Genomic DNA, 23,211 nt, shown 5'->3' with positions numbered 1-23,211 from the left:
CAGAACCGCCGAGCGCTAGTCGCCGGTGACGACATCGCAGGTGCCGGCTTCGCTGGGCACGCTCGACGCGCTCACCTCGTAGACCCCGAACACGTACGACGCCGTGTGCCAGGAGTCCATCGGCGTCAGCTGCGAGAGCTGCACGACGTCCTGCCGGATCGTCGTGAGGTGCGACACCGTCAGGTCGGTGCCGGCCAGGCGCTTCTTCAGGGACTTCCCGCCCGTCTCGCTCTCGACGACGTAGACGGAGTCGGACTTCGTGCACGACATCGCCTGGTCGAGCGCCGCGGCGGTGAGCACCGGGTCCGGTGCGAAGTCGCCCTTGGGCTGCGTATGCTGCGAGTTTGCGAACTCTCGGCCGAAGCTCACCGCCAGGGGCGTGCCGTAGGCCATCCAGGTGTTCGGGAAGCCGGAGCTGGCGACGGACGCGCCCGACGTCGAACCCCAGACGAACGGCTTCGTCGTGTCGGTCATGGAGACCTGGAGGTCGGTCTCGATCTGCCCGGCGCCGAGGAGGAGCTCGTCGTGCTGGATGTAGCGCGAGACGGGCAGCACCGCCTTGACGAGCACGAGGGCGAGGATCGCGACGGCGACGGTCGTCACACCCAGCTGCCGACGCAGGCGCGAGCCCGACGCAGCCGGCGTCGCGCCGCCGGTGAGAGCTGCCCGGCCGACCAGGGTGGCCGGATCGAGCCGGACGACGACGACCCGGTGGACGACGCCGAGGGCCAGCCCGACGAGCACGATCATGGCCGGGAAGAACTCGCTGTAGAGGTAGCGGTCCCAGTACAGGAAGGTCGTGTGCACGCTGACGGCCTCGAGCCTCTTGTTCTGCAGCTGCACGAAGACGATGACCACGAGCGACGAGACGATCGCGAGCGCGGCCTGGGCGCGACCGTGGCGGGTCACAGCCAGCAGGATCGGCGTGACGATCGCGACGACGACCAGCAGGAACGCCTCGCGATGAAGTATCGGCCACACGTCGCTTGCCCGGTGCTTCGCGTCGAGGACGACGACCAGCATGCCGAGGGCGAGGAGCACCTCGATGGCGCGGATCACCCAGCCGACGCTGTAGCCGCCGTCGGCCGCCTCGTCGCCCGCGTCGGCAGAGGATGCGCCGCCGCCGGACGCTACGAGGACGTCCACACGCGGTGCGTAGCGGCGGACGAGCGCGTACACGGCGGCGAGCACCACCACGACGACGACGAGCGTGAGGGCCGAGACGACGGTGGCCTTGAGGATCCCGATCTCGACGAGCTTCGAGTACAGGCCGGTCGGCAGCAGCTCGCGGATCTGCGTGGTGACGTAGTACGAGGGGATGCGGTCGACGCCGTACCAGAAGCCGATCGCGGATCCGGCGCCGTTGGCCGCCACGAGGAGCCACAGCCGGGGCGCCAGCGACCGCCACCGCGGTGCGATCAGCGCGATCACGGCGACGAGGGCGAGCGCGAACACGAGGATCGGGGCGGTGCCGCGCAGCAGCGACAGGGCGAGGATCGACACGCCGCCGACGAACGACCAGGCGAACACCCCGACGCGCTCCGCCCGGAACAGGGCGATGATCGAGAGCAGCCAGATGACCAGCAGGGGCGCGTTGAGCGACTCGCTCAGCGGGATCTGCGAGAACCAGATCGACTCGGGGTGCACGGCGACGACGCCGGCGACGATGAGCGCCACCCACCCGTTCACGCCCACGAGACGCAGCACGCGGACCGCGCCGAGGATCAGCAGGAGCCCGGTGATCGCGATGATCCCGGTGACGCCCTTGGCCCCGGTCAGCAGCCCGCCGAAGGCCAGGAACACAGAGTACAGCGGCGGCCAGGAGGCGTGGAAGCCACCGGTGCGCAGGAACTGGTTCGCCCAGTTCACGTACGCGCCCATGTCGCCGGTGTAGGTGATGAAGTCGATGGTGTGGCGGCGCAGCACGAGAGCGACCGCGAGGATCACGACGAGGACGGCGATCCACACCCACTCGCGCCGGATCGGAAGCCGCGGCCAGCCCAGCTCGCGACGGCGCACGACCATGACGGCCACGAGGGCCAGCTCGACGACGACCGAGATGCCGAGACCGGCCCAGCCGATGTAGGTGTACATCGTGAGGCCGGTGATCGTGAGGACGAGACCGACGAGGACGCTGTCGCTCAGGAGGTCGACGATGTCGTCGGCCCTGCGGCGGAGCACGAGCCCCCAGGGAAGACCGACGATCAGAGAGACGAGCGCGGCGAGCGCGGCGGTGAGGACGGCGAACATCACGAGAACCCTACTAAAGAGCGCACGCGGCCACGGCTCGCCGGGCCGCCGGAGGAGGCCGGATCCACCCGGGTTCAGCCTGTAGCCTTGCTGGACCGTGCCTCTCACTGCCCTCGTCGACGCGACCAGCATCCCGGCCAACGCCGGCGGTGTCGGCCGCTACCTGCTGAACCTGGTGCCGGCTCTCGCCGAGCGAGACGACCTGCGCCTGGTCGTCGCCTCGCAGGCCCGCGACGCCGAGATGTGGTCGGACCGAGCCGCCGGAGCCGAGGTGCGAGTGGTGCCCTCGTGGGCCCGCAGCGTTCCCGGCCGCCTCGTCTGGGAGCAGGTCGGTCTGGCCCGCCTGGCCGCATCGACCGGTGCCGACGTGATCCTGTCGCCGCACTACACGATGCCCGTGGGCTCGCGCCTGCCCGTCGTCGTCACGCTGCACGACGCCACCTTCTTCTCCCACCCCGAGCTGCACTCGCGCCTCAAGCGCCTCTTCTTCCGCTCGTGGACCCGCTTCTCCGTCCGTCGCGCGAAGGCGATCGTGACGCCGAGCCAGGCCACGCTCGACGAAGTGCGCCGCGCCACCCGCGCCCGCGTCGACGACGGCGTCGTGGCGTACCACGGCATCGACACCGACCGGTTCAGCCCGCAGAGCGACTCCGCCCGGCAGCGGGCGACCTCCGGCTTCGAGGGCTCCGGCCCCTACGTCGCCTTCGTCGGCACTGTCGAGCCGCGGAAGAACGTCGTCCCCCTGGTCGAGGCGTTCCTCGCGGTCACCGCCGACGAGCGGTTCGGCGGCTGGCGGCTGCTGCTCGCCGGCGGCGCCGGGTGGGACGACGAGGCGGTCGCCCTCCTCACCTCCCGCCGACACGCCCCGCGCGTCCAGTGGACGGGCTTCCTCGACGACCGCGACCTCCCCGCGTTCCTCTCCGGCGCCGAGGTCGTCGCCTACCCGAGCGACGGCGAGGGCTTCGGCCTGCCCGTCCTCGAGGGCATGGCCTGCGGCACCGCCGTGCTCACGACGCGGCGCCTCGCACTGCCCGAGGTGGGCGGTGAGGTGGCGGTGTATGCCGAGCCGACCACGACCTCGCTCGAGGAGGCTCTGCGCGGGCTCCTGCTCGACGCCCGGACCCGCACCGAGCACGCGGAGGCCGGCCCCGCCCGCGCCGCGTCGTTCACGTGGGCGCGCTCGGCCGACGAGCACATGGCCGCGTTCCGCCTGGCCGCAGGAGCACCCGAATGAGCGCCGGGCAGAACTCCGTCGCGGTCGTCACGATCACGTACTCCCCCGGCGACACGCTCGAGGAGTTCATCGAGTCCCTCCAGACCGAGCCCGAGGCCCGAGGCCGGATCATCGTCGTCGACAACGGCTCGACCGACGGCGCTCCCGAACGCGCCGCCGCGGAGCACGACTCGGTGACGCTCATCCGCTCGCCCGGCAACGTGGGCTACGGCCGGGCCGCCAACATCGGTGAACGCTCGCTCGAGGCCGACATCGAGTGGGTGCTGATCGCCAACCCCGACACGCAGGTGACGCCGGGCGCGATCGCGACCCTCCTGGAGGCGGCGGCCTCGCACCCCGAGGCGGGCGTGCTCGGGCCGAAGATCCTCGAGCCCGACGGGAGCGTCTACCCGTCGGCCAGGTCGCTGCCCTCGATGCGCACCGGCATCGGCCACGCCGTGCTCTCGGGCATCTGGCCCACGAACCCGTGGACCCGCGCGTACCAGCAGCGCGACGTGTCGTCGTCCGACGAGGTGACGGCGGTCGGCTGGCTCTCGGGCGCCTTCCTGCTCGCGAGGCGCTCGGCGTTCGACCAGATCGGCGGCTTCGACGAGCGCTTCTTCATGTACTTCGAGGACGTCGACCTCGGGCGCCGCATGTACCTCAAGGGCTGGCGGAACATCTTCGTGCCGCAGGCCACCGTCGTCCACATCGGCGGTGCCTCGACCGAGAAGGTCGCCGACGTCATGGTGCGCGCGCACCACCGCAGCGCGTACCAGTACATCGCCAAGACGCACCCGGGACTCGTGTGGAAGCCGGTGCTGGCGGTGGTGCGGGTGGGCCTCGCCGTGCGGGCGGCCTTCCTCACGCGCGGCTGACGCCGATCCTGCGCCCCTGGCTCGCTGTTCGCAGGGTTCTCCACAGGCGCCAGGGTCGACGAGGGCCTCGATGTTAGAGTCGAGCGGCTCCACCGCCTCACAGATCGGATCACCGCCCCGTCATGCTCAAGCGCCTTCGCACCCTCCTCCAGATCGTCTTCGGCGTCGTCGCCGTCGGCTTCCTCATCTGGGCGATCGCGAAGAACTGGGGCCCCATGGTCCGAGAACTCGGCGTGATCGCGTGGCCGCTGGTCGTCCTGTCGTGCGCCGCCATCGCCTGCGGGCTCTACGTCAACATGCTCTCGTGGCGGGCCGTGGTCCGGGCGCTGGGCACCAACCTCAGCCGTCGTGAGGCCGCGAGCGTCTTCTTCACCTCGCAGCTCGGCAAGTACATCCCCGGCGGCATCTGGCCGGTCGTGGCGAGCGCGCGACTCGGCAGCGCGTTCGGCCTGTCCGCCATCACGAGCGTGTCGTCGATGACCATCTCGCTGCTGATGAGCGCCACGGTCGGCCTCGTCTACGGCGTCGGCGTGCTCTTCACGATCCCGGCGCTGGTGCACAACTACTGGTACCTGCTGATCCTCCTGCTGGTCGGCGGCCTGATCGTGCTCGTCCCGCCGGTGCTGAACCGCGTGATCATGCTCGCCCTCCGCCTGCTTCGCCGCGCGGGCGCCCTTCCCCGGCTCGACGGCACCGCCTTCGCCGCGGCGGTGGGCTGGACCCTGCTCAGCTGGCTGTTCCTCGGCCTCGGGCTCGCCTTCCTCGCGATCGGCACCGACGGCGGTTCGCCCCGGGTGCTGCTCGACGGGGTCAGCGGCTACGCGCTGGCCTGGGTGGCCGGGTTCGTCGCGATCATCGCACCGGCCGGCGTCGGCGTCCGCGAGGCGGTCCTCGTGTTCGTGCTCGGCCCCTCGCTGGGCCAGAACGCGGTGCTCGGCATCGCCGTCGTCGACCGCCTCTTCATGACCCTCGGCGACATCGCGATGCTGTTCTTCACGATCGGCGGCCGTCGCAGGGCCCGCCAGAAGAACGACCCGCGCCTGCAGGTCACGTACGTCACCCGCAAGTTCCCGCCGTCGGTCGGCGGCATGGAGACCCTGGCCTTCAACACCGATCTGGCCTTGACGTCGGCCTTCGGGCACTCGGGCCTCATCGCCCAGCGCGGCTCGAACAAGAACCTCCTCTGGTGGGTCCCGGCCACCGCCGTGCGGCTCGTCGGCCGGTCGATCGCCGGCAGCGACGACGTCTACCTGTTCGGCGACGCGCTCGCCTGGGCGACGCTCGGCTGGATCCCGAGACTGTTCCGCCGCCGCGCGCTCACCATGGTCTGCGGCCTCGACATCACCTACACGAACCCGCTCTACCGTCTCGTCGTCCACTCGGCTCTCCGCCGGGCGCCGAAGGTGCTCGCGATCAGTCGCGCGACGCTCCAGCAGGCTGTCGAGGCCGGTGTCGACCCGGCCCGCGGCCAGGTCGTGACGATGGGCATCGAGCTCGCGAGCGCGATCTCGGACGACCGCGTCGAGGCGCGCCGCGAGGTGCTGGCCGCCCACGCCCTCCCCGACGACGCCGTCGTGCTCATGACGACGGGCCGCCTGGTGAAGCGCAAGGGCGTCCAGTGGTTCGTGCAGAACGTCATGCCGCTCCTGCCCGAGACCTTCCACTACCTGGTCGCCGGATCCGGGCCGGACCACGACGGCATCCTGTCCGACGCCCAGCGACTCGGCCTCGCCGATCGCGTGCACCTGCTCGGGTACGTCTCCGACGCCGACCGCGAGCTGCTCCTGTCGGGGGCCGACTTCTTCGTGCAGCCGAACATCCCCGTTCCTGGCGACATGGAGGGATTCGGCCTCGTCGTCATCGAGTCGGCGCAGGCGGGGCTTCTGACCGTCGCGTCGGGCATCGAGGGGCTGCAGGATGCAGTGCGACCGGGCGTCACCGGGCTCCAGGCGCCGTCGGGCGACGGGCCTGCGTGGGCTGAGCTGCTGGTCGAGACCGCGGGGCGTCCCGACCGGGCGGCACTGGCCCTGCGCTTCCGCGACGAGGCCCGCCGCATCTACTCGCTGCAGACCATGGGCTCCGAGCTCGAGACGACGATCGTCGAGGTCGCTCCCCCGCGGGCGCTGGCGCGCGCGAGCGCGGGCGTGGCCCTCGCCGACGCCTGACAATCCGCTCAGAGCGAGCGTGACCTCAGGCGTACGGTCTGCGTCAGGTCGACGGCACCCGTGCCGCGACATCGCCGCCGGTCTGTGGCCCCTGCCCGTGAAGCTCGCCCGGACCGGCGACGCAGGGCCGCACCCGTCACCGTCGGATGCGGCCCTCCCCTCGTTTTCCCTAGAGCGTCTAGCGACTACCATGTGAGCATGGCCAGCCCGAAAGCCAGCTCCCGACCGGTCGACGACGCCGACTTCGACGCGTCCGGCTACTGGTACGACGAGCCCGACACCGCCGAGACCGATCGCGGCATCCGCGTCCTCAACGCCCTGCGTCGCTATCGCGCGGCAGAGTCCGACATGCGCCGCCGAACCCGCACGTCGATGAAGATGGGCGAGACCGACCTCGAGGCGATCCGCTTCCTTCTGCGGGCGCAGATGCGCGACGAGCCGGTGAGCGCGAAAGACCTCGCCGACCACCTCGGCATCACGACCGCCTCGACCTCGGTGCTCGTCAACAGGCTCGTGAAGTCGGGGCACCTCGAGCGGCACCCGCACCCCACCGATCGTCGGGGGGTGCTCATCACGACGACCGACAGCTCGGACGTCGAGGTGCGCGCCACGCTCGACGGCATGCACGCACGCATGATCAGGATCGCGGAGGGCCTCGACGAGACCGCGTCGACGACGATCGCGGCGTTCCTCGACGAGATGGCCGAGGCTCTCGCCGTGGACGACGACGCCGAGCCCGACGGGGCCCGCACCGAGGTCGAGGCGGCCGGCCGCGGAGAACCGACCAGCCGGTAAGCGCAGTCGTCGAGTAACTAGTTAGACGAACTAGGTTGTTCAGTGCTTCACTGGATCCACGGGCCGGATTCACGGCCGGCCCGCCTCAACCACCACACATGTCGTTCTTGACGGCGCAGGGCCGCAGAGAAGAGAAGACCATGTCGACCACCGCTTTCACCGACGTCGAGGCGTCCTCGCCCGACGCCGCGCAGCACCACCCGCACCTCTCCGAGGCGACCGACCGCCGGATCGGCAAGGCGATAGCCGCCGTGGCCACGGCAGGCATGGTGACGAGCGTCACCGTCGCCGTGCTCAGTGCCCTCGGGCTCCTGCGATGAGCGCAGCCTCGCTCGACGACCTCGAGCGGCGTCTGCTCGGCTCCGCCGACGACTCCGCCCACCGCCCGTACTACGACCTCTCCGCCGTCGAGGACGACGAGGCGTAACCCGGAGCACGCGGCCGCGCCCGGAGCCGCCGGAGCCGCCCGGCAGGTCAGCCGAGCAGGTCGCGCAGGTAGTCTCCGTAGCCGCTCTTGGCCAGCGGGGCCGCGAGCGCCGACAGCGCCGCGTCGTCGATCCAGCCCTGTCGCCAAGCCACCTCTTCGATGCAGCCGATCTTGAAGCCCTGCCGCTGCTCGATCACGCGCACGAACTCCGACGCCTGCATCATCGACTCGTGCGTGCCGGTGTCGAGCCAGGCGGTGCCGCGCTCGAGCACCTGCACCTGCAGCTTGCCCTGCGCCAGGTAGTGCTCGTTGACCGTCGTGATCTCGAGCTCGCCGCGGGCGCTGGGGGTGATGCCGCGCGCCACCTCGACGACGGTGTTGTCGTAGAAGTAGAGGCCGGGCACCGCGTAGTTGCTCTTCGGCTCCTGCGGTTTCTCCTCGATCGAGAGCGCCGTGAAGCCCTCGTCGAACTCGACGACGCCGTAGCGCCGAGGATTCGCCACGTGGTAGGCGAAGATGACGCCGCCGTCGGGGTCGGTGTTGGCGCGGAGGTTCGTGCCGAGGCCGGTGCCGTGGAAGATGTTGTCGCCGAGCACGAGGGCGACCTTGTCGTCGCCGATGAAGTCCGCACCGATCAGGAACGCCTGGGCGAGACCGTCGGGCGAGGGCTGGACCGCGTACGAGATGTCGAGCCCGAGCGCAGACCCGTCGCCGAGGAGCCGGGCGAAGGCCGTTTCGTCCTCGGGCGTGGTGATGATGAGGATCTCGCGGATGCCGGCCGACATCAGCGTCGACAGGGGGTAGTAGATCATCGGCTTGTCGTAGATCGGCATCAGCTGCTTCGAGATGCCCTTGGTGATCGGGTACAGCCGCGTGCCCGAGCCGCCGGCGAGGATGATGCCCTTCACAGCGCGGCCTCCGCGGCCTGCGCGCCGCGGCCCGCGCCGAGCGACGAGGCGTAGGCCACGCACTCGTCGTAGAGGGGCAGGAGGCCGAGCTCCTGCGCCTCGGCGAGGGTGGGAGCGGCGACGTCCTTCGGCGACAGCAGAGGCTCGCCGAGGTCGTCGGGGAAGGTCAGGCCGATCGCAGGATCCGAGACGCTCAGGCCCTTCTCGCGCTCCGGGTTGAAGACCTCCGACACGAGGTAGTTGACGGTCGCCCCCTCGGTGAGCGCGACGATCGCGTGCCCGAGACCCTCGCTGAGATAGATCGCGCGACGGTCGACGTCGTCGATGAGCACGCTGTCCCACCGGCCGAACGTCGGCGATCCGACGCGGATGTCGACGATGAAGTCGATGAAGGCGCCCTTCGGCGCCGAGACGTACTTCGCCTGGCCCGGCGGGACGAGGGCGTAGTGGATGCCGCGGACGACGCCCCGAGCCGACACCGAGGTGTTGACCTGCTTCAGGTCGAGGGGGTGCCCGACGGTCTCGACCAGCTTCTCGTAGCGGTACTGCTCGAAGAACACGCCTCGATCGTCGCCGTGCTGGACGGGGGTGAACTCCCACGCGCCGGCGATCGCCAATTCTCGGGTCTGCACTCAGCGAGCGTATCAGCGGGCCCTCCGCAGCCCTACCGACGGGTATGAAGTTCATACTTGGTAGTTTTGGCTTCCTATCTGCTACCGTGAAGTCATGAATCCTTCCGCTGACGCGCAGGCCGCCGCCACTCAGGCCGCCGCCACTCAGCCGACCGCCGCCCTGGTCGCTACCGAGCTGCGCGTCGTGATGAGCCGGCTGCAGCGACGGCTGCGCGAGGTCGCCGCGCCGAACGATCTCTCTCCGTCGCAGACCTCGATCCTGAGCCGCCTGCTCAAAGACGGCCCTGCCAGCGTCTCCGACCTCGCCCGAGCCGAGGGCGTCCGCCCCCAGTCGCTCGGCGCGACCATCGCGGTGCTCGACGGCCTCGGCTACGTGACCGGGCGCCCCGACCCGAACGACGGCCGGCGGACCATCCTCACCCTGACCGACGACGCTCACGAGCAGTTCCTCGCGAACCGCGTCGCGAAGACGGACTGGTTCACGAATCGCCTCACGCAGACCCTCGACGCCTCCGAGATCGCCTGCCTGGCCGAGGCCAGCGCTCTGCTCGGGCGACTCCTCGACACCGAGACCGCGCCGGCGACCGCCGTCGGCGAACCGAAGGAGACCCCATGACCCTCACCGCACTCGACCCCGTGACCGCCCTCGTCGTCGTCGACCTCCAGGCCGGCGTGACGGGGCGGGAGACCGCGCATCCGATCCCCGACGTGCTCGCCGCGAACCGGCTCCTGCTCGACGCGTTCCGTGCGAAGGGCCTGCCCGTCGTGCTCGTCAACGTCGACGCCGGCGCGCCCGGCCGCACCGACCTCCGACCCGAGGGCGGCTCGTTCGCGATGCCGCCCGAAGCGACGGAGTTCGCCCCCGAGCTAGACCGGCAGCCGAGCGACCACGTCGTCACGAAGAAGACCTGGGGCTCGTTCACCGGCACCGACCTCGACGAGTGGCTGCGCGCGCAGGGCGCCACCGAGGTCGTCGTCACCGGTGTCGCCACGACCGCGGGCGTCGAGTCGACCGCTCGCCACGCGCACGAGCTCGGGTACCACGTCGTGCTCGCCACCGACGCGATGACCGACATGAGCCCGGCCGGCCACGACTACGCGGTGTCGAGCGTCTTCCCCCGCATCGGCCAGTCGGCGACCGCCGCCGAGATCGTCGCGCTGCTCCCCTGACCCCGCCCGCCCCGCCCCCGCGACAAAACGCGACACCTGCGACGCGCCGAAGCGTCGCAGGTGTCGCGTTTTGTCGCAGATAGAGCCTCTACGGGAGACAGCGCCTACGGGAGAATCGCGCCCGCCGCGGTGAACAGCCGCGACCACTCCTGCCGGGTGAGCACCACGTCGGCGCCCTTCGCCGAGTCGCGCAGGTGCTCGATGCTCGTCGTGCCGAGCACCACCTGCATGTCGGCAGGATGCCGGGTGATCCACGCGACGGCGATCGCCGCGGGCCCCACCCCGTACTTGCCCGCCAGCTCGTCGATCGCGTCGTTCAGCTCGGCGTAGTTCTCGCGGTCGCCGAGGAAGATGCCGTCGAAGAACCCCTTCTGGAACGGCGACCAGGCCTGCAGCGTCATGCCGTGGATGCGGCTGTAGTCGAGGATCCCGTTGTCGAGGTCGAGCGACTGGTCGAGCCCCTTCATGTTGGCCGCGACCCCGGCGGCGATCATCGGCGCGTGGGTCACGCTCAGCTGCACCTGGTTCGCCACGAGAGGCTGCTTCACGGCGGTCTTCAGCAGCTCGACCTGCAGCGGCATGTGGTTCGAGACACCGAAGTGGCGCACCTTGCCCGACGACTCGAGCGCGTCGAACGCCGCGGCGACCTCCTCCGGCTCGACCAGCGGGTCGGGGCGGTGCAGCAGCAGGATGTCGAGGTAGTCGGTCCGCAGAGCCTTGAGCGACAGGTCGACCGACTCCAGGATATGCTCGGTCGAGAAGTCCCAGAACCCGTCGCGGATCCCGACCTTCGACTGGAGGATCACCTCCTCGCGCTCGGTGGAGGAGAACTGCACCGCGTCGCCGAAGTGGGCCTCGGCGGCGTGCGGCGAGCCGCCATAGACGTCGGCGTGGTCGAAGAAGTTGATCCCCTCCTCGCGGGCGGCGGACACGAGGTCGCGGACCTGCGAGTCGTCGAGCGGCATGATCCGCATGAGACCCAGGATGATCGTGGAGGCGGGCTTGGGGACGGTCGGAAGCGTCGTCGTCTTCATCCCTCCATCATGGCCTCGCCGGCCGAGAGGCCGCCCGGCCGCTGTGCGCACAGCCGTAGACATGTCCCCCATTCGGGGGATACAGTCTGTCCACCAATGAAGGTGAGAAACGGTCATGCGAGCATCCCGATGCGCCGCGATCGCCGCCCTGACCGCCGTCGCTCTCGCGACCACGGGCTGCGCGGCGATGACGCAGACCTCGACCCGGCAGGCGCCACGGGCGACGGCGCCGTCGATGAGCGCCGTCGTGTCGAAGGCTCTCGGATCCTGCAACCTGTCGTCGACCCAGCCGGGCGTGATCGCAGGAGCACGCGCCCTGCACCTCGAGACCCCCGTCTCCGGGCACCCGACGGGTGTCGACCGCGCCACGGCCGGCTGCGTGCTCGACGCGCTCGGCATGCCGACGAGCGATCGGAAGCTGTTCGCGGCGTCCGGGGCCACCGGAGGGTCGCAGACCGTGGCGTGGGACGGCTTCTCGGCCACCTGGTCGTTCCGCGACAGCCTCACCTTCGACGTGGACGTGTACGCCGTCGCCTGACACGCGCGGCGTGACCTGACCGGCGGGGCCGCCGCTTGCGCCGCCGCCTGAGAGCGCCCCGTATGATCGGTGGACCGACCCTCCCCCACCCGAAGGGCTGTCCATGCGCATCCTGGTCACCGGCGGAGCCGGCTTCATCGGCTCGAACTTCGTGCGTCGCACCCTCGAGGACGCCTACCCGGGCCTCGAGGGCGCCGAGGTGACGGTGCTCGACGCGCTGACCTACTCGGGCAACCTCGCGAACCTCGCACCGGTCGCCGACTCGCCGCGGTACCGCTTCGTGCACGGCGACATCCGCGACGCCGACCTGCTCGACGAGCTCTACCCGAGCATCGACGCCGTCGTCCACTTCGCCGCCGAGTCGCACGTCGATCGCTCGGTGCGCGACGCGTCGATCTTCGTCGAGACGAACGTGCTCGGCACCCAGCGCCTCCTCGACGCCGCCCTCCGCCACGACCTGCAGCGCTTCGTGCACGTCTCGACCGACGAGGTCTACGGCTCGATCAGCGAGGGCTCGTGGTCGGAAGACCGCCCGCTCGAGCCGAACTCCCCCTACTCCGCGTCGAAGGCCGGCAGCGACCTGCTCGCCCGCAGCTACCACCGCACGCACGGCCTCAACGTGTCGATCACCCGCTGCTCGAACAACTACGGGCCCTACCACTTCCCCGAGAAGGTGATCCCGCTCTTCGTCACGAACCTCATCGACGACCGGCACGTGCCGCTCTACGGCGAGGGGAACAACATCCGCGACTGGCTGCACGTCGACGACCACACCCGCGGCATCGCGATGGTGCTCGTGGGCGGCCGCGCGGGCGAGGTGTACAACATCGGGGGCGGCACCGAGCTCACCAACCGGGAGCTCACCGGGCTCCTGCTCGAAGCCACCGGCCGCGACTGGTCGTACGTCGACCGCGTGCCCGACCGCCTCGGCCACGACCTCCGGTACTCGGTCGACATCGCGAAGATCCGCGCCGAGCTGGGGTACGAGCCGCAGGTGCCGTTCGCTCAGGGGCTGGCCGACGTCGTGCAGTGGTACCGCGACAACCGCGCCTGGTGGGAGCCGCTCAAGGCCGCCGCGGCGCTCGACTGAGGCCGGCCGTGTCGCAGCCCAGCAAGTACCTGGTCGCAGGAGCCCGCGGAATGCTCGGCTCCGACCTCGTCGAGGCGCTCTTCGGCCGCGACGTCACAGTGCTCGGACGCACCGATCTCGACGTGACCGACCGGGAGTCCGTGAGGGACGCCGTCGAAGGACACGACGTCGTCATCAACGCCGCGGCCTACACCCGCGTCGACGACGCCGAGGAGCACGAGGCGGAGGCCCTGCTCGTCAACGGCACCGCCGCCGGGCTGCTCGGCGAGGCCACGGCCGCAGCCGGCGCGAAGCTCGTGCAGATCTCGACCGACTACGTCTTCGACGGCACCGCGACGATGCCGTACGCCGAAGACACTCCGCTCGACCCGCTGAACGCCTACGGGCGCACGAAGGCCGAGGGCGAGAGGCTGGCGCGCGCGGCGAACCCCGACGGAACCTACATCGTGCGGACGGCCTGGCTGTACGGGAAGCACGGCGGCAACTTCGCCCGCACGATGCTCCGTCTCGCCCGGGCCCACGACACGGTGTCGGTCGTCGACGACCAGCTCGGGCAGCCCACCTGGACCTCCGACCTCGCCGCCCAGATCGTCGCGCTCGTCGACTCCGACGCCCCCGCGGGGGTCTACCACGGCACGAACTCCGGGCAGGCGTCGTGGTACGAGTTCGCTCAGGCGGTCTTCGGAGTCGCCGGTCTCGATCCTGATAGGGTCAAGCCGACCGACAGCTCGCAGTTCGTCCGGCCTGCACCCCGGCCGAGCTACAGCGTTCTCGGTCACGACGCATGGGCCCGCGCTGGGCTGCCCCCCATGCGTTCCTGGCGCGATGCGCTGGCCGAGGCGGCCAGCACAGGAGTTCTCGATCACGATGATGACGCTGCGAGTAGTCGTTGACCAGATGCTCGCGCCCGTCCCCGGGGGCATCGGCCGCTACACCGAAGAGCTGACGAAGCAGATCATCCAGGTCGCCCCGCGCGGCTGCGACGTCGAGGGCATCGTCTCCGCGCACCCGCAGGAGGACTACGACCGCCTCGAGGACAAGCTGCCCGGTCTGGCGAGCCTCTACCGCTCCGTCCTCGGTCGCCGCGAGCTGTCGATCGCCTGGCAGACCGGCACGCTCGGGCTCCCCGGCCGCGGCATGGTCCACGGCACGAGCCTCTTCACTCCGCTCTACAAGCACGACCGATCGCTCGACCCTGCGACCCAGACCGCCGTGACGATCCACGACACCGTGCCGTGGACGCACCCCGAGACGCTCACCGCGCAGGGGGTCCGGTGGCACCGGGCCATGGCCAAGCGGGCGTGGAAGTTCGCCGACGCCGTCGTCGTGCCCACTCACGCCGTCGCCGCCGAGCTGGCCGAGTACTTCGACTTCGGCGACCGCCTGCGCGTCATCGGCGGGGCGGTCAGCCCCGACCTCGCCGTGCCCGACGACGCCGACGAGATCGCCGACCGTCTCGACCTGCCCGAGCGGTACGCGCTGAGCGTCGGCACGCTCGAGCCCCGCAAGGGCCTCGAGCCTCTGATCCGCGCCATGGCGCACCCCGACGCCCCCGACATCCCGCTGCTCGTGGTCGGCCCCGAGGGCTGGGGCGACGTGCAGGTCTCGTCGGTGGCCGAGCAGGCGGGGCTCGACGACACGCGGGTGCGGGTGATGGGGCGTGTGCCCGACGCGACTCTCGCCGCGCTCCTGCAGCGCGCCTCGGTGTTCGTCTACCCGTCGCTGGCCGAGGGCTTCGGGCTGCCCGTCGTCGAGGCCCTGTCGCTCGGGACTCCCGTCGTGCACTCCGACGCGCCGGCACTGGTCGAGGTCGCCGCAGGAGCAGGGGTGGTCGTCCCCCGCGACGACCCCGCCGGCTACCCCGAGCGGCTCGCCCAGGCGATGTACCAGGTCGTCAACGACGTCGAGCTCTCGACCAGGCTCGGCGTGATCGGGCTCGACCGCGCGCGCGCCTTCTCGTGGCGGGATTCGGCCGAGAAGGTGTGGCAGCTGCACGCCGACCTCTGACGGCGGCGGGCGGCCCGGCGCGGCGCGGCGCGACGCACGACGAACCTCGGGCCGGCCAACGAACCACCGCGCGCGCAGGTTCTTTGGCCGGTCGGCGGTTCGCAACCCGCGCACCGGGGCGGAGCGCGCTACAGGGAGCGCTTGAGGGCCTCGTTCTTGCCCTCGACGAGCTCGGCGAGACCCGCGGCGTAGTCCGCGAGACGGACCGTGAGCGCCTCGTCTCCTGCTCCCAGGATCCGCGCCGCGAGCAGGCCCGCGTTCGCGGCCCCGCCGATCGAGACGGTTGCGACGGGGATCCCGGCGGGCATCTGCACGATCGAGAGCAGCGAGTCGAGGCCGTCGAGCCTCGCCAGCGGCACCGGGACGCCCACCACCGGGAGGGTCGTCACCGAGGCGAGCATGCCGGGGAGGTGGGCGGCTCCGCCTGCTCCTGCGATGATCACGCGCACGCCCCGGGCAGCGGCGCCCTGGCCGAAGGCGATCATCTTCGCGGGCGTGCGGTGCGCCGAGACGACCTCGACCTCGTAGGGGATCTCGAACTCGGTCAGCACGTCGGCCGCCGACTTCATCGTGGGCCAGTCGGAGTCGGAGCCCATCACGAGGGCGACGAGGGGCGCAGCGGAGTCAGTCACGCGACGAGCCTAGCGAAGGGCGCAGGAGCAGCGGATCGCCCACTAGTCCAGGAAGTGCTCGGCCGCCGCCCGCGCCCGATACACGACGTCGTCGAGATCGTCGCCCGTCGTCGTGACGTGACCGACCTTGCGGCCCGGGCGAGGATCCTTGCCGTAGTCGTGGATCTTGGCCCCCGGCTCGTCGGCCATGGCGCGCGGCAGCCGATCGGCGATCGTGCCGGTGGCCGGGCCGCCGAGCACGTTGACCATGACGCTCCACTCGTCGTGCGTGCCGGTGTCGCCGAGCGGCAGGTCGAGCACGGCGCGCAGGTGCTGCTCGAACTGGCTCGTCGTCGAGCCGTCGATCGACCAGTGGCCGGTGTTGTGCGGGCGCATGGCGAGCTCGTTGATGAGCACGCGGTCGTCGGTCGTCTCGAACAGCTCGACCGCGAGGACACCCGTGACGTCGAGCTCGCGGGCGACGGTGCGCGCGATCTCCTCCGCCATGTCGGAGATGCGGCCGGCGGACGCAGGAGCCGGCGCGATGACCTCCGCGCAGACGCCGTCGCGCTGGATCGACTCCACGACCGGCCACGCGACGACGTCGCCGCTCGGCCTGCGGGCCACCGACTGCGCGAGCTCGCGGCGGAAGTCGACCAGCTCTTCGGCGAGGAGCGCCGCGCCGATGCCGGCCGGGTCGTCGCTCAACTGAGCGAACCAGTCGTCGACCGCCGCTGCGTCGCTGACGACACGGACGCCCTTGCCGTCGTAGCCGCCACGGGCCGTCTTCACGACGCAGCGGCCGCCGTGCTCGTCGAGAAAGGCCTGGAGGTCGGCAGGAGCCGAGAGCCTCGCCCAGTCGGGCACCGGCAGTCCGATCGCGCTGAGGCGCTCGCGCATGACCAGTTTGTCTTGCGCCACGAAGAGGGCCGCAGGGCTGGGGTGCACGCTCACGCCGGCGTCGACGAGAGCTTTCAGCACCGGCTGCGGCACGTGCTCGTGGTCGAACGTGATGACGTCCTTGCCCTTCGCGAAGGCGAGGACGACGTCGGCGTCGTGGTAGTCGCCGACCTCGGTCGCGGCGATGCGGGCCGACGAGCCCTCGTTCTCGGCGAGCACCTCGATCTCGAGGCCAAGGCCGATCGCCGGGGGGACCATCATCCGGGCGAGCTGCCCGCCGCCGATCACGCCGACCGTGAGTGCCATCTCGTGCGCCTTTCCGTACCTGTGAGAGCGTTGCCCGTGGTCGCCCGCTACGGGCGGCCGAGGCCGCGGACCTCGAATCCGGCAGCGCGCCAGGCGGCGGCGTCGAGGCAGTTGCGGCCGTCGACGACGCGCTTGTGGTTCACGGCCGCGGCGACCGTGGCGGGGTCGAGGTCGCGGAACTCCTGCCACTCGGTGAGGACCAGCACCGCGTCGGCGCCGCTGTAGGCCTCGGCGGCCGAGGCGGCCGTGGTGAGGCCGGGCACACTGCGCTGCGCGGTCTCGTTCGCTTCGGGGTCGAAGGCGACCACCGTTGCTCCTGCGGCCTGGAGCTTCTGCACCACGTCGAGAGCCGGAGAGTCGCGGACGTCGTCGCTGTTCGGCTTGAACGCGAGGCCGAGCACGCCGATCGTGGCGCCCTGGAGGTCGCCGACGAGCTCGCGGGTCAGCGTGACGACGCGCTCGCGGCGGCGGAGGTTGATCGCGTCGACCTCGCCGAGGAACGAGAGGGTGTCGGTGAGGCCGAGCTCGTCGCCGCGGGCGCGGAAGGCACGGATGTCTTTGGGCAGGCAGCCGCCGCCGAAGCCGAGGCCGGCGTTGAGGAACTTGCGGCCGATGCGCGCGTCGTGGCCGATCGCGTCGGCGAGCTGGGTGACGTCCGCGCCGGTCGCCTCGGCGACCTCGGCCATGGCGTTGATGAACGAGATCTTCGTCGCGAGGAACGCGTTTGCGCTGACCTTGACCAGCTCGGCCGTGGCGTAGTCGGTGACGATGCGCGGGGTGCCGGTGGCGAGGGCCTTCGCGTAGATCTCGTCGAGGATCGCAGCGGCCTTCGCACCCTCGTCGGTCTGCTCGCCCCCGGAGACGCCGTAGACGAACCGATCGGGGGTGAGGGTGTCTTTGACGGCGAACCCCTCGCGGAGGAACTCGGGGTTCCACGCCAGGGTCGCACCGGAGCCCGCGGCCTCGATCACGCCGGCCAGGCGGGCGGCGGTGCCCACGGGCACGGTCGACTTGCCGACGACGAGATCGCCGCTCTTGAGGTGCGGCAGGAGCCCGTCGACGGCCGCGTTCACGTAGGTGAGGTCGGCGTTGAACGACCCCTTGGTCTGCGGTGTGCCCACGGCGACGAAATGCACCGTCGCATCACGGGCGTCGGCGAGGTCGGTCGAGAAGCGAAGGCGGCCGGTGGCCTGCGCGCGCGTGAGCACCTCGGGCAGGCCCGGCTCGAAGAACGGTCCGCGACCCGCCTGAAGCTCGGCGATCTTGCGTTCGTCGACGTCGATCCCCACGACGTCGTGGCCCAGCTCGGCCATGCAGGCCGCGTGGACGGCACCGAGGTATCCGCATCCGATGACTGAAATTCGCACGAGACGACCCTAGCCGACCCCGCCTGCGCTCCGCGTGCTCCGCTCCAGGACGGCCCGGCTCGTGAGGATATTGGCAGAATTCTCACTTGACATTTTATGTTCTTGTCCGACACGCTGACACTGCGGCAACGATGTCGCTCACATAGGAGGTCGTCATGGGTCATAGCGCCCCTCATTTCATCGCTCTCGCCACCGCGTCCGTTCTGGCAGCAGCAGCTCTGACCGCAACGCAGTCGCACCCAGCGACCGCCGAACCCGTCCGCTCTGCGTCGGCAGGTGCGATCTCCCAGAGCGACTGGCAACGCCTCGACAGCGCCATAGACACGGCCAACGAGACTTTCGACGGTTCGGCGGCTCGCGAGGCGGGAGTCAGTCAGGCCGTGGTCGACGACTTCGCGACCGGGTGGTCTGCGGCTGGCAGAGAGGTGACGAACGCCACGGTCGACACCGTCACGGTCAGCATGGCACTCGCGGCCGAGCCGCGAGTGCGCGCATGTGTCGGAAAGAATTCCTACGACTACACGGGCCTCCAGCTCAACGCCTACATGAATTCGTGCAACTCAGCCAAGTTCCTCGGGCTGATCACGAGCGGCGCCGGCCTCGCAACGATCGCCGCAGTCGTCACGGCCGCAACGGGAGTGGGTGCCGTCGTGGCGGGCACGATCGCAGGTGCCATGACAGTGGCATCGGGCGCAGTCACCACCTGCACAGCACGCGGGCGCGGGATGGTCGCCCACAACATCCCTCCCACTGTCGCAGTCTGGTGCAACAACCAATGAGGAACAGTTCGACCGGAGCCAATGAAGCCGCCGCATCACCGCCCCGCGTTCAGTGGATGCTCGGGCTCTCCGCCATCGCGGGCGCTTTCGCCGGCGCGGCGCTCGTGCTCGCGCTCGTGGGCCTGACCTGCTTCACCGGCGATGACGGGCGCGCCCGAACGATCTACGCGACGTCATCCATCTGCGCACTCGCCGCACTCGGTGCCGTCGCGTTCATCGTCGACCTGAGGCGGCGCACGCCGGGCTAGGCCGAGAAGACGCCGGCGCTCAGGCCGGCCTGGAGCCAGCACCACGACGCCACCTGGATCGCGCCCATGACGAGGCCCGCCGCGACCACGGGCCAGCGGTACGCGCGGCCCGTCCGGCGGCGTGCTTCTGACATCAGGCAGGAGCACGCCCACACGATCGCCGAGGCCAGCCAGGCGGCCGGCACGACCACGTGCGCGAGCGTCATGAAGGCCCCTTGGTCAGGGTAGTAGTCGTTGGCATGCGCGGCCCAGACGAGCGTCGTGTCGAGCCATCCGGCCAGCACGAGGCCGCCGGAGGAGAGGGCGGCGACGACCAGGAACGGACGCCGCCCGACGGGAAGACGACGACTGACGCGTCTCGTTCCCACGAGCTGCGGCACGACGCCAAGTGCGATGGCGCCGAGGACGGAAGCCGCCAAGACGAGACCGCTTTGCGCGGTCAGCGCCCCGAAGAACCCCACCAGAGCGGTGAGCCAGGTGACGAGCGTGTCGGCGAGAAGCGCGGCGACGAGCCCGGCTCCCACGAGCACGGCGCGCCCACCACTGATCGAGCGCGGCATGTCGAGGCCGGGGACGCCAGAGCTCGGCGGCTCGGCGGCGGCGGCATCGGTCATCCTCCGATCGTCGCGGGTGCCGTGCCGCCCGACAACCCCGCGTCCGGTGGACATGGCGCACCGGGCGGGCTAGCGGCCGCCCCAGTAGGTCGAGGCGTCGGGCGGGAGCGTCTGCTCCTGCTGCCTCATGCGCGCCACCGCGGAGATGTTCTCCTCCATGAGGTCGTGCAGCGTCGACTGCACGAGGTCGGCGGACGGGACGTCCCAGAGCACGACGGGCCGCTCGAGGCCGGAGTTGATGAGCACGTCGCCCGAGCCGAAGAGCGACTGCATGCCGTTCTTCCGCACGGTGAGGTCGTAGCCGCGGGTGTGCATGAGCTCTTGCCGGGTGCGGACGAAGAGCCCGCGCTTGATGATGATGCGCCGCGTCGTGATCGTGTAGTGGCGCCCCGACCACGCCAGAAGCGGCAGGAGCCACACGAGCGCGATGAGCACGACGCCCACGATCCAGAGGGCCTGGTTCATCCACGCCGCCGGCAGCTTGCCGGTGAAGAAGCCGAGCGCGGCGCAGATCACGACGAGCAGCACCGACGGCCAGAACAGCACGCGGCCGTGCGGCCGGAGCCGCGCGATGACCTGCTCGGGCGCGCCCTCGCGGAGGACGGCGGCAGGCTCAGGCGCGGACATGCCTCATTCATACCTCAGGTGAGTGACGTCTCCGGCCGAGACGGTGAGAAGAGCCGAAGAGTCATCCTCGAGAACGACGAGTCTCCCTCCGTCGTCGAGGTTCTGCGCCGTGCCGAAGCGGTTCGTGCCGTCGGGCAGCTCGACGCGGACTCGGCGACCGAGCGTGCCGCAGACGGCCTCGACGACCTGACGCACGGCCGCAGCGCCCGCGTCGCCCCCGAGCGTCGTGACGAGCGCGTCGAGGCGCACGAGGTAGGAGGCGAACACCGCGTCGGCGATCTCGTACGCGCTGCCCGCGGCGCCTTCGATGGCCAACGACGTCGACGTCGGCGTGGGGAGGTGCTCGGGCGGGATCGTGAGGTTGAGGCCGGCGCCCATGACGACGGCATCCTGCGCCCCGTCGACGGCCACGAGCTCGGCGAGGAGACCCGACACCTTGAGCCCCCGGATCTGCACGTCGTTCGGCCACTTCACCGTGACGTCGGCGTCGGGCAGGAGATCGGCGATCGCCCCGTGGAGGGCCGTACCGGCAAGCAACGGGAACCACGCCCACGCGTCGTCGGGCAGCGGCCCGCCCGACGGGGTGCGAGGGCGCAGCAGCACGCTCGCGGCCAGAGTCTGCCCGGCGGGCGATGACCACCGGCGGTCGAGGCGGCCACGGCCCGAGCGCTGGTCGAGGCTGGCGACGACGGCCAGGTGCGGCAGCGAGGCGGCGATCGCGGCGAGGTCGGTGTTGGTCGACCCGGTCGTGTGCCGGAAGTCGAGGTGCGACGCCGTGGCCGCCGTGATGGGCAGCAGCTGCCGCCCCGAGAGGCCAGACAAGTCCGACAGGCCAGAGGGCGCAGGATCGGTGACCCCGCCGGGCGCCTCGTCGCTCACCACTCGAACCCCCTCAGGGCCGCCTGCGCGTCCGCGCTGTCGACGACGGCCGACGTGAGCGCCTTCTGCGCCGGGGTGCCCCGGAAGTCGACGATGTCGTAGCCGTCGCAGTGCACGGTGTCGCGTGGCGTGCCGAGCGCAGTCACGGTGTCTGCCCACCCTTCGGTGTGCCCGCCGGGGATCTCGCCGGTGGCCACGATCACGTAACCTACCCGCGCGTGCCGATAGGCCGCCAGATTCGTCAGCCACGGGTAGACGGACAGGTCGGAGTTCACCTGCAGCAGGTGCACGTCGTCGCCGCCGTAGGTCTGCAGGCCGCGGACGGTCCAGAACTGCGCCACGCCCGTGGCGTCCTTGCCCCGCGACCAGTCGGTGAGGCACCGGGCGGCCGGCTCACCCGAGGCGCTACCGGCGGCGACCACGCTCGCCGTCGACGGCACTGCAGCGACGAGGGTCGCGACCACGACGGCAGCGCCGAGACCCGCGGCCACGCGAAGCCCGCCCGCACGCAGCCGCGACACGGCCTGCGGCGATCCGGCCTCCTGCGACCCGGCCCGCCGCGACCCGGCCCGCCGCGAACCCACGCGAGTGAGCGGCAGCCGGTCGCGCGTCCGCCGCCCGAGCGCTCTCCAGTCCGCGCTCGCCACCGTCGCCGCGAGCGACACGAGCGGCGAGAACACGATCGGCAGGGCGTACCGCGTCGCCAGGCTGCCCGTGATGTTGAGCCCGACGGCGACGACGACGACCGTGACGATCGCGAGCAGGGCGACGAGGCCGGCCGCGTCGTCGCGGCGCCGCCGGAGCCGCAGGACGGCCCCGACCACGGAGAGCAGGATCAGCCCCGCCCACACGCCGACCTCCACGCGGCCTCCGACCGTCTGCACGAGCACGCGGAACGCGTCGCCGTAGAACTGCGCGCTCTCGGCACGGCCCTGCCAGCGCAGGTACTCGTCCTTCTGGGCGATGAGATACGGCCCGAGCGGCAGCCTCGCGGCGTAGCCGATGCCGGAGCCGACGACGACCGCCGCGAGGGTCAGGAGCGGGCGGCGGAACCGCGAGCGCAGGCACGCCACCACGAGCGCCGTAACGAGCACCGGGCCGGTCACCCAGAGGGCGTACAGCGGGTTCGAGAGGGTGGCGAGGGCCGAGAGGAGGGCGAGGGCCCCGGCGGCGCCCCCGATCCTGCGACCACCGGCGAGAAGGTGCACGACGAGCGCCGTCGCCGCCACCAGAGCCATGACGGTGCCGGCGTAGTACGTGGTCGTGAGGTACAGCGACATGATCTCGCCGGTATTGCCGCCGGGCCGGGTCTCGAGCAGGCACAGGATCGCGAACCCGCCCGTGCCCACGAGCGCACCCGTGACGGCTCGCCCGTGCCCACGCCGCCGCACGCCGCCCGACAGAGCCGTCACGCGACCCGCCACGACCCGCAGCAGCCCGTACAGGAGCACGACGTTGAGCACGCCGTTCAGCAGCAGGGCCGCTGCGACGCCCGTCGTCACCGTGGCAGAGACGAGATAGAGCGGCAGCTCGGGGAAGACGAAGAGGACGGGCGACATGCCCCACTCGTTCGGCAGCCCCTCACGGAACGAGCGGACGATGAGCGGCAGGAGCACGGAGTCGCCGTCGTCGAGAAGGAGATCCCGCTTGGCACCCGCGAGGGCGTGCGCGATCGCCACGAGGCCCCAGGCCGCGGCGAGGGCCACGCCGGCGGCCTCGAGGGCGACGCGTCTGAGCGGGATCCTGGGCACGATCCGGACATTAGCGGACGCG

The 23,211-nt window shown here is 71.0% G+C and carries 24 protein-coding genes; 13 read left to right on the top strand and 11 right to left on the bottom strand.

Features of this window, described 5'->3' with window-relative positions:
* Positions 1–15: 15 nt before the first annotated feature.
* Entirely contained in the window at positions 16–2,250 is a 2,235-nt protein-coding gene (locus C8E83_RS01635; RefSeq protein WP_147430045.1) for a glycosyltransferase family protein, read from the bottom strand.
* Between the two features lie 97 nt (positions 2,251–2,347).
* Between C8E83_RS01635 and C8E83_RS01630 the strand changes: the two genes are divergently transcribed.
* From C8E83_RS01630 to C8E83_RS01610, 5 genes are all read left to right on the top strand, one after another.
* Complete coding sequence (locus C8E83_RS01630; protein ID WP_121368126.1) at positions 2,348–3,484, top strand: glycosyltransferase family 4 protein; 1,137 nt, start codon at positions 2,348–2,350, stop codon at positions 3,482–3,484.
* On the top strand, positions 3,481–4,341 hold the full coding sequence (locus C8E83_RS01625; protein WP_121368125.1) for a glycosyltransferase family 2 protein: 861 nt from the start codon (positions 3,481–3,483) through the stop codon (positions 4,339–4,341). Before C8E83_RS01630 ends, C8E83_RS01625 begins: the two co-directional genes overlap by 4 nt.
* Before the next feature lie 122 nt (positions 4,342–4,463).
* A complete protein-coding gene (locus C8E83_RS01620; RefSeq protein WP_121368124.1) occupies positions 4,464–6,506 on the top strand; it encodes a glycosyltransferase in 2,043 nt (680 codons plus the stop codon).
* A gap of 198 nt (positions 6,507–6,704) precedes the next feature.
* Positions 6,705–7,301 carry a MarR family winged helix-turn-helix transcriptional regulator gene (locus tag C8E83_RS01615; protein ID WP_121368123.1) on the top strand — a complete coding sequence of 199 codons (597 nt, stop codon included), beginning with the start codon at positions 6,705–6,707 and terminating at the stop codon, positions 7,299–7,301.
* A gap of 140 nt (positions 7,302–7,441) precedes the next feature.
* Positions 7,442–7,621: a hypothetical protein gene (locus C8E83_RS01610; protein WP_147430044.1), complete on the top strand. Its 180-nt coding sequence runs from the start codon at positions 7,442–7,444 to the stop codon at positions 7,619–7,621.
* Between the two features lie 154 nt (positions 7,622–7,775).
* Here C8E83_RS01610 and rfbA read toward each other — a convergent pair whose 3' ends face one another.
* Positions 7,776–8,636, bottom strand: coding sequence for a glucose-1-phosphate thymidylyltransferase RfbA (gene rfbA, locus C8E83_RS01605; protein WP_121368121.1), 861 nt, complete (start codon positions 8,634–8,636; stop codon positions 7,776–7,778).
* Positions 8,633–9,268: a dTDP-4-dehydrorhamnose 3,5-epimerase family protein gene (locus C8E83_RS01600; RefSeq protein ID WP_121368120.1), complete on the bottom strand. Its 636-nt coding sequence runs from the start codon at positions 9,266–9,268 to the stop codon at positions 8,633–8,635. Before C8E83_RS01600 ends, rfbA begins: the two co-directional genes overlap by 4 nt.
* 94 nt (positions 9,269–9,362) lie before the next feature.
* On the opposite strand from C8E83_RS01600, the gene C8E83_RS01595 reads away from it, so the two are divergent.
* Positions 9,363–9,884 carry a MarR family winged helix-turn-helix transcriptional regulator gene (locus C8E83_RS01595; protein WP_121368119.1) on the top strand — a complete coding sequence of 174 codons (522 nt, stop codon included), beginning with the start codon at positions 9,363–9,365 and terminating at the stop codon, positions 9,882–9,884.
* Complete coding sequence (locus C8E83_RS01590; protein ID WP_121368118.1) at positions 9,881–10,438, top strand: cysteine hydrolase family protein; 558 nt, start codon at positions 9,881–9,883, stop codon at positions 10,436–10,438. The genes C8E83_RS01595 and C8E83_RS01590 overlap by 4 nt, the downstream gene beginning before the upstream one ends.
* Positions 10,439–10,542: 104 nt before the next feature.
* Here C8E83_RS01590 and C8E83_RS01585 read toward each other — a convergent pair whose 3' ends face one another.
* On the bottom strand, positions 10,543–11,472 hold the full coding sequence (locus tag C8E83_RS01585; RefSeq protein ID WP_121368117.1) for an aldo/keto reductase: 930 nt from the start codon (positions 11,470–11,472) through the stop codon (positions 10,543–10,545).
* Positions 11,473–11,587: 115 nt separating this feature from the next.
* Between C8E83_RS01585 and C8E83_RS01580 the strand changes: the two genes are divergently transcribed.
* The 4 genes from C8E83_RS01580 (at position 11,588) to C8E83_RS01565 (ending at position 15,107) form a co-directional block, all read left to right on the top strand.
* Positions 11,588–12,010, top strand: a complete 423-nt coding sequence (locus C8E83_RS01580; RefSeq protein WP_121368116.1) for a hypothetical protein — start codon at positions 11,588–11,590, stop codon at positions 12,008–12,010.
* Between the two features lie 103 nt (positions 12,011–12,113).
* A complete protein-coding gene (gene rfbB, locus C8E83_RS01575; RefSeq protein WP_121368115.1) occupies positions 12,114–13,100 on the top strand; it encodes a dTDP-glucose 4,6-dehydratase in 987 nt (328 codons plus the stop codon).
* Between the two features lie 8 nt (positions 13,101–13,108).
* Entirely contained in the window at positions 13,109–13,993 is an 885-nt protein-coding gene (gene rfbD, locus C8E83_RS01570) for a dTDP-4-dehydrorhamnose reductase (RefSeq protein ID WP_281270786.1), read from the top strand.
* Entirely contained in the window at positions 13,971–15,107 is a 1,137-nt protein-coding gene (locus C8E83_RS01565; protein ID WP_342768892.1) for a glycosyltransferase family 4 protein, read from the top strand. The genes rfbD and C8E83_RS01565 overlap by 23 nt, the downstream gene beginning before the upstream one ends.
* A gap of 128 nt (positions 15,108–15,235) precedes the next feature.
* Here the strand turns inward: C8E83_RS01565 and purE are convergent, their stop codons facing one another.
* The 3 genes from purE to C8E83_RS01550 form a co-directional block, all read right to left on the bottom strand.
* A complete protein-coding gene (purE, locus tag C8E83_RS01560) occupies positions 15,236–15,703 on the bottom strand; it encodes a 5-(carboxyamino)imidazole ribonucleotide mutase (protein ID WP_121371678.1) in 468 nt (155 codons plus the stop codon).
* A gap of 78 nt (positions 15,704–15,781) precedes the next feature.
* A complete protein-coding gene (locus C8E83_RS01555; protein WP_121368113.1) occupies positions 15,782–16,924 on the bottom strand; it encodes a 5-(carboxyamino)imidazole ribonucleotide synthase in 1,143 nt (380 codons plus the stop codon).
* 47 nt (positions 16,925–16,971) lie between these two features.
* Positions 16,972–18,291 carry a UDP-glucose dehydrogenase family protein gene (locus tag C8E83_RS01550; protein ID WP_121368112.1) on the bottom strand — a complete coding sequence of 440 codons (1,320 nt, stop codon included), beginning with the start codon at positions 18,289–18,291 and terminating at the stop codon, positions 16,972–16,974.
* A 380-nt stretch (positions 18,292–18,671) separates the two neighbouring features.
* Here C8E83_RS01550 and C8E83_RS01545 point away from each other — a divergent pair, with 380 nt between their 5' ends.
* Positions 18,672–19,070, top strand: coding sequence for a hypothetical protein (locus C8E83_RS01545; RefSeq protein WP_121368111.1), 399 nt, complete (start codon positions 18,672–18,674; stop codon positions 19,068–19,070).
* A 56-nt stretch (positions 19,071–19,126) separates the two neighbouring features.
* On the top strand, positions 19,127–19,318 hold the full coding sequence (locus C8E83_RS01540) for a hypothetical protein (protein ID WP_121368110.1): 192 nt from the start codon (positions 19,127–19,129) through the stop codon (positions 19,316–19,318).
* Here C8E83_RS01540 and C8E83_RS01535 read toward each other — a convergent pair.
* The 4 genes from C8E83_RS01535 to C8E83_RS01520 form a co-directional block, all read right to left on the bottom strand.
* Positions 19,315–19,932, bottom strand: a complete 618-nt coding sequence (locus C8E83_RS01535) for a hypothetical protein (protein WP_121368109.1) — start codon at positions 19,930–19,932, stop codon at positions 19,315–19,317. The genes C8E83_RS01540 and C8E83_RS01535 overlap by 4 nt on opposite strands.
* Positions 19,933–20,001: 69 nt before the next feature.
* Positions 20,002–20,559 carry a PH domain-containing protein gene (locus C8E83_RS01530; RefSeq protein ID WP_245981341.1) on the bottom strand — a complete coding sequence of 186 codons (558 nt, stop codon included), beginning with the start codon at positions 20,557–20,559 and terminating at the stop codon, positions 20,002–20,004.
* A 3-nt stretch (positions 20,560–20,562) separates the two neighbouring features.
* A complete protein-coding gene (locus C8E83_RS01525) occupies positions 20,563–21,441 on the bottom strand; it encodes a biotin--[acetyl-CoA-carboxylase] ligase (protein WP_245981339.1) in 879 nt (292 codons plus the stop codon).
* Positions 21,435–23,189, bottom strand: a complete 1,755-nt coding sequence (locus C8E83_RS01520) for a hypothetical protein (protein WP_121368108.1) — start codon at positions 23,187–23,189, stop codon at positions 21,435–21,437. The genes C8E83_RS01525 and C8E83_RS01520 overlap by 7 nt, the downstream gene beginning before the upstream one ends.
* Positions 23,190–23,211 lie beyond the last annotated feature (22 nt).

The organism is Frondihabitans australicus, assembly GCF_003634555.1.
Taxonomy (GTDB): Bacteria; Actinomycetota; Actinomycetes; order Actinomycetales; family Microbacteriaceae; genus Frondihabitans; species Frondihabitans australicus.
This window is presented reverse-complemented; position numbering and strand designations above follow the sequence as displayed.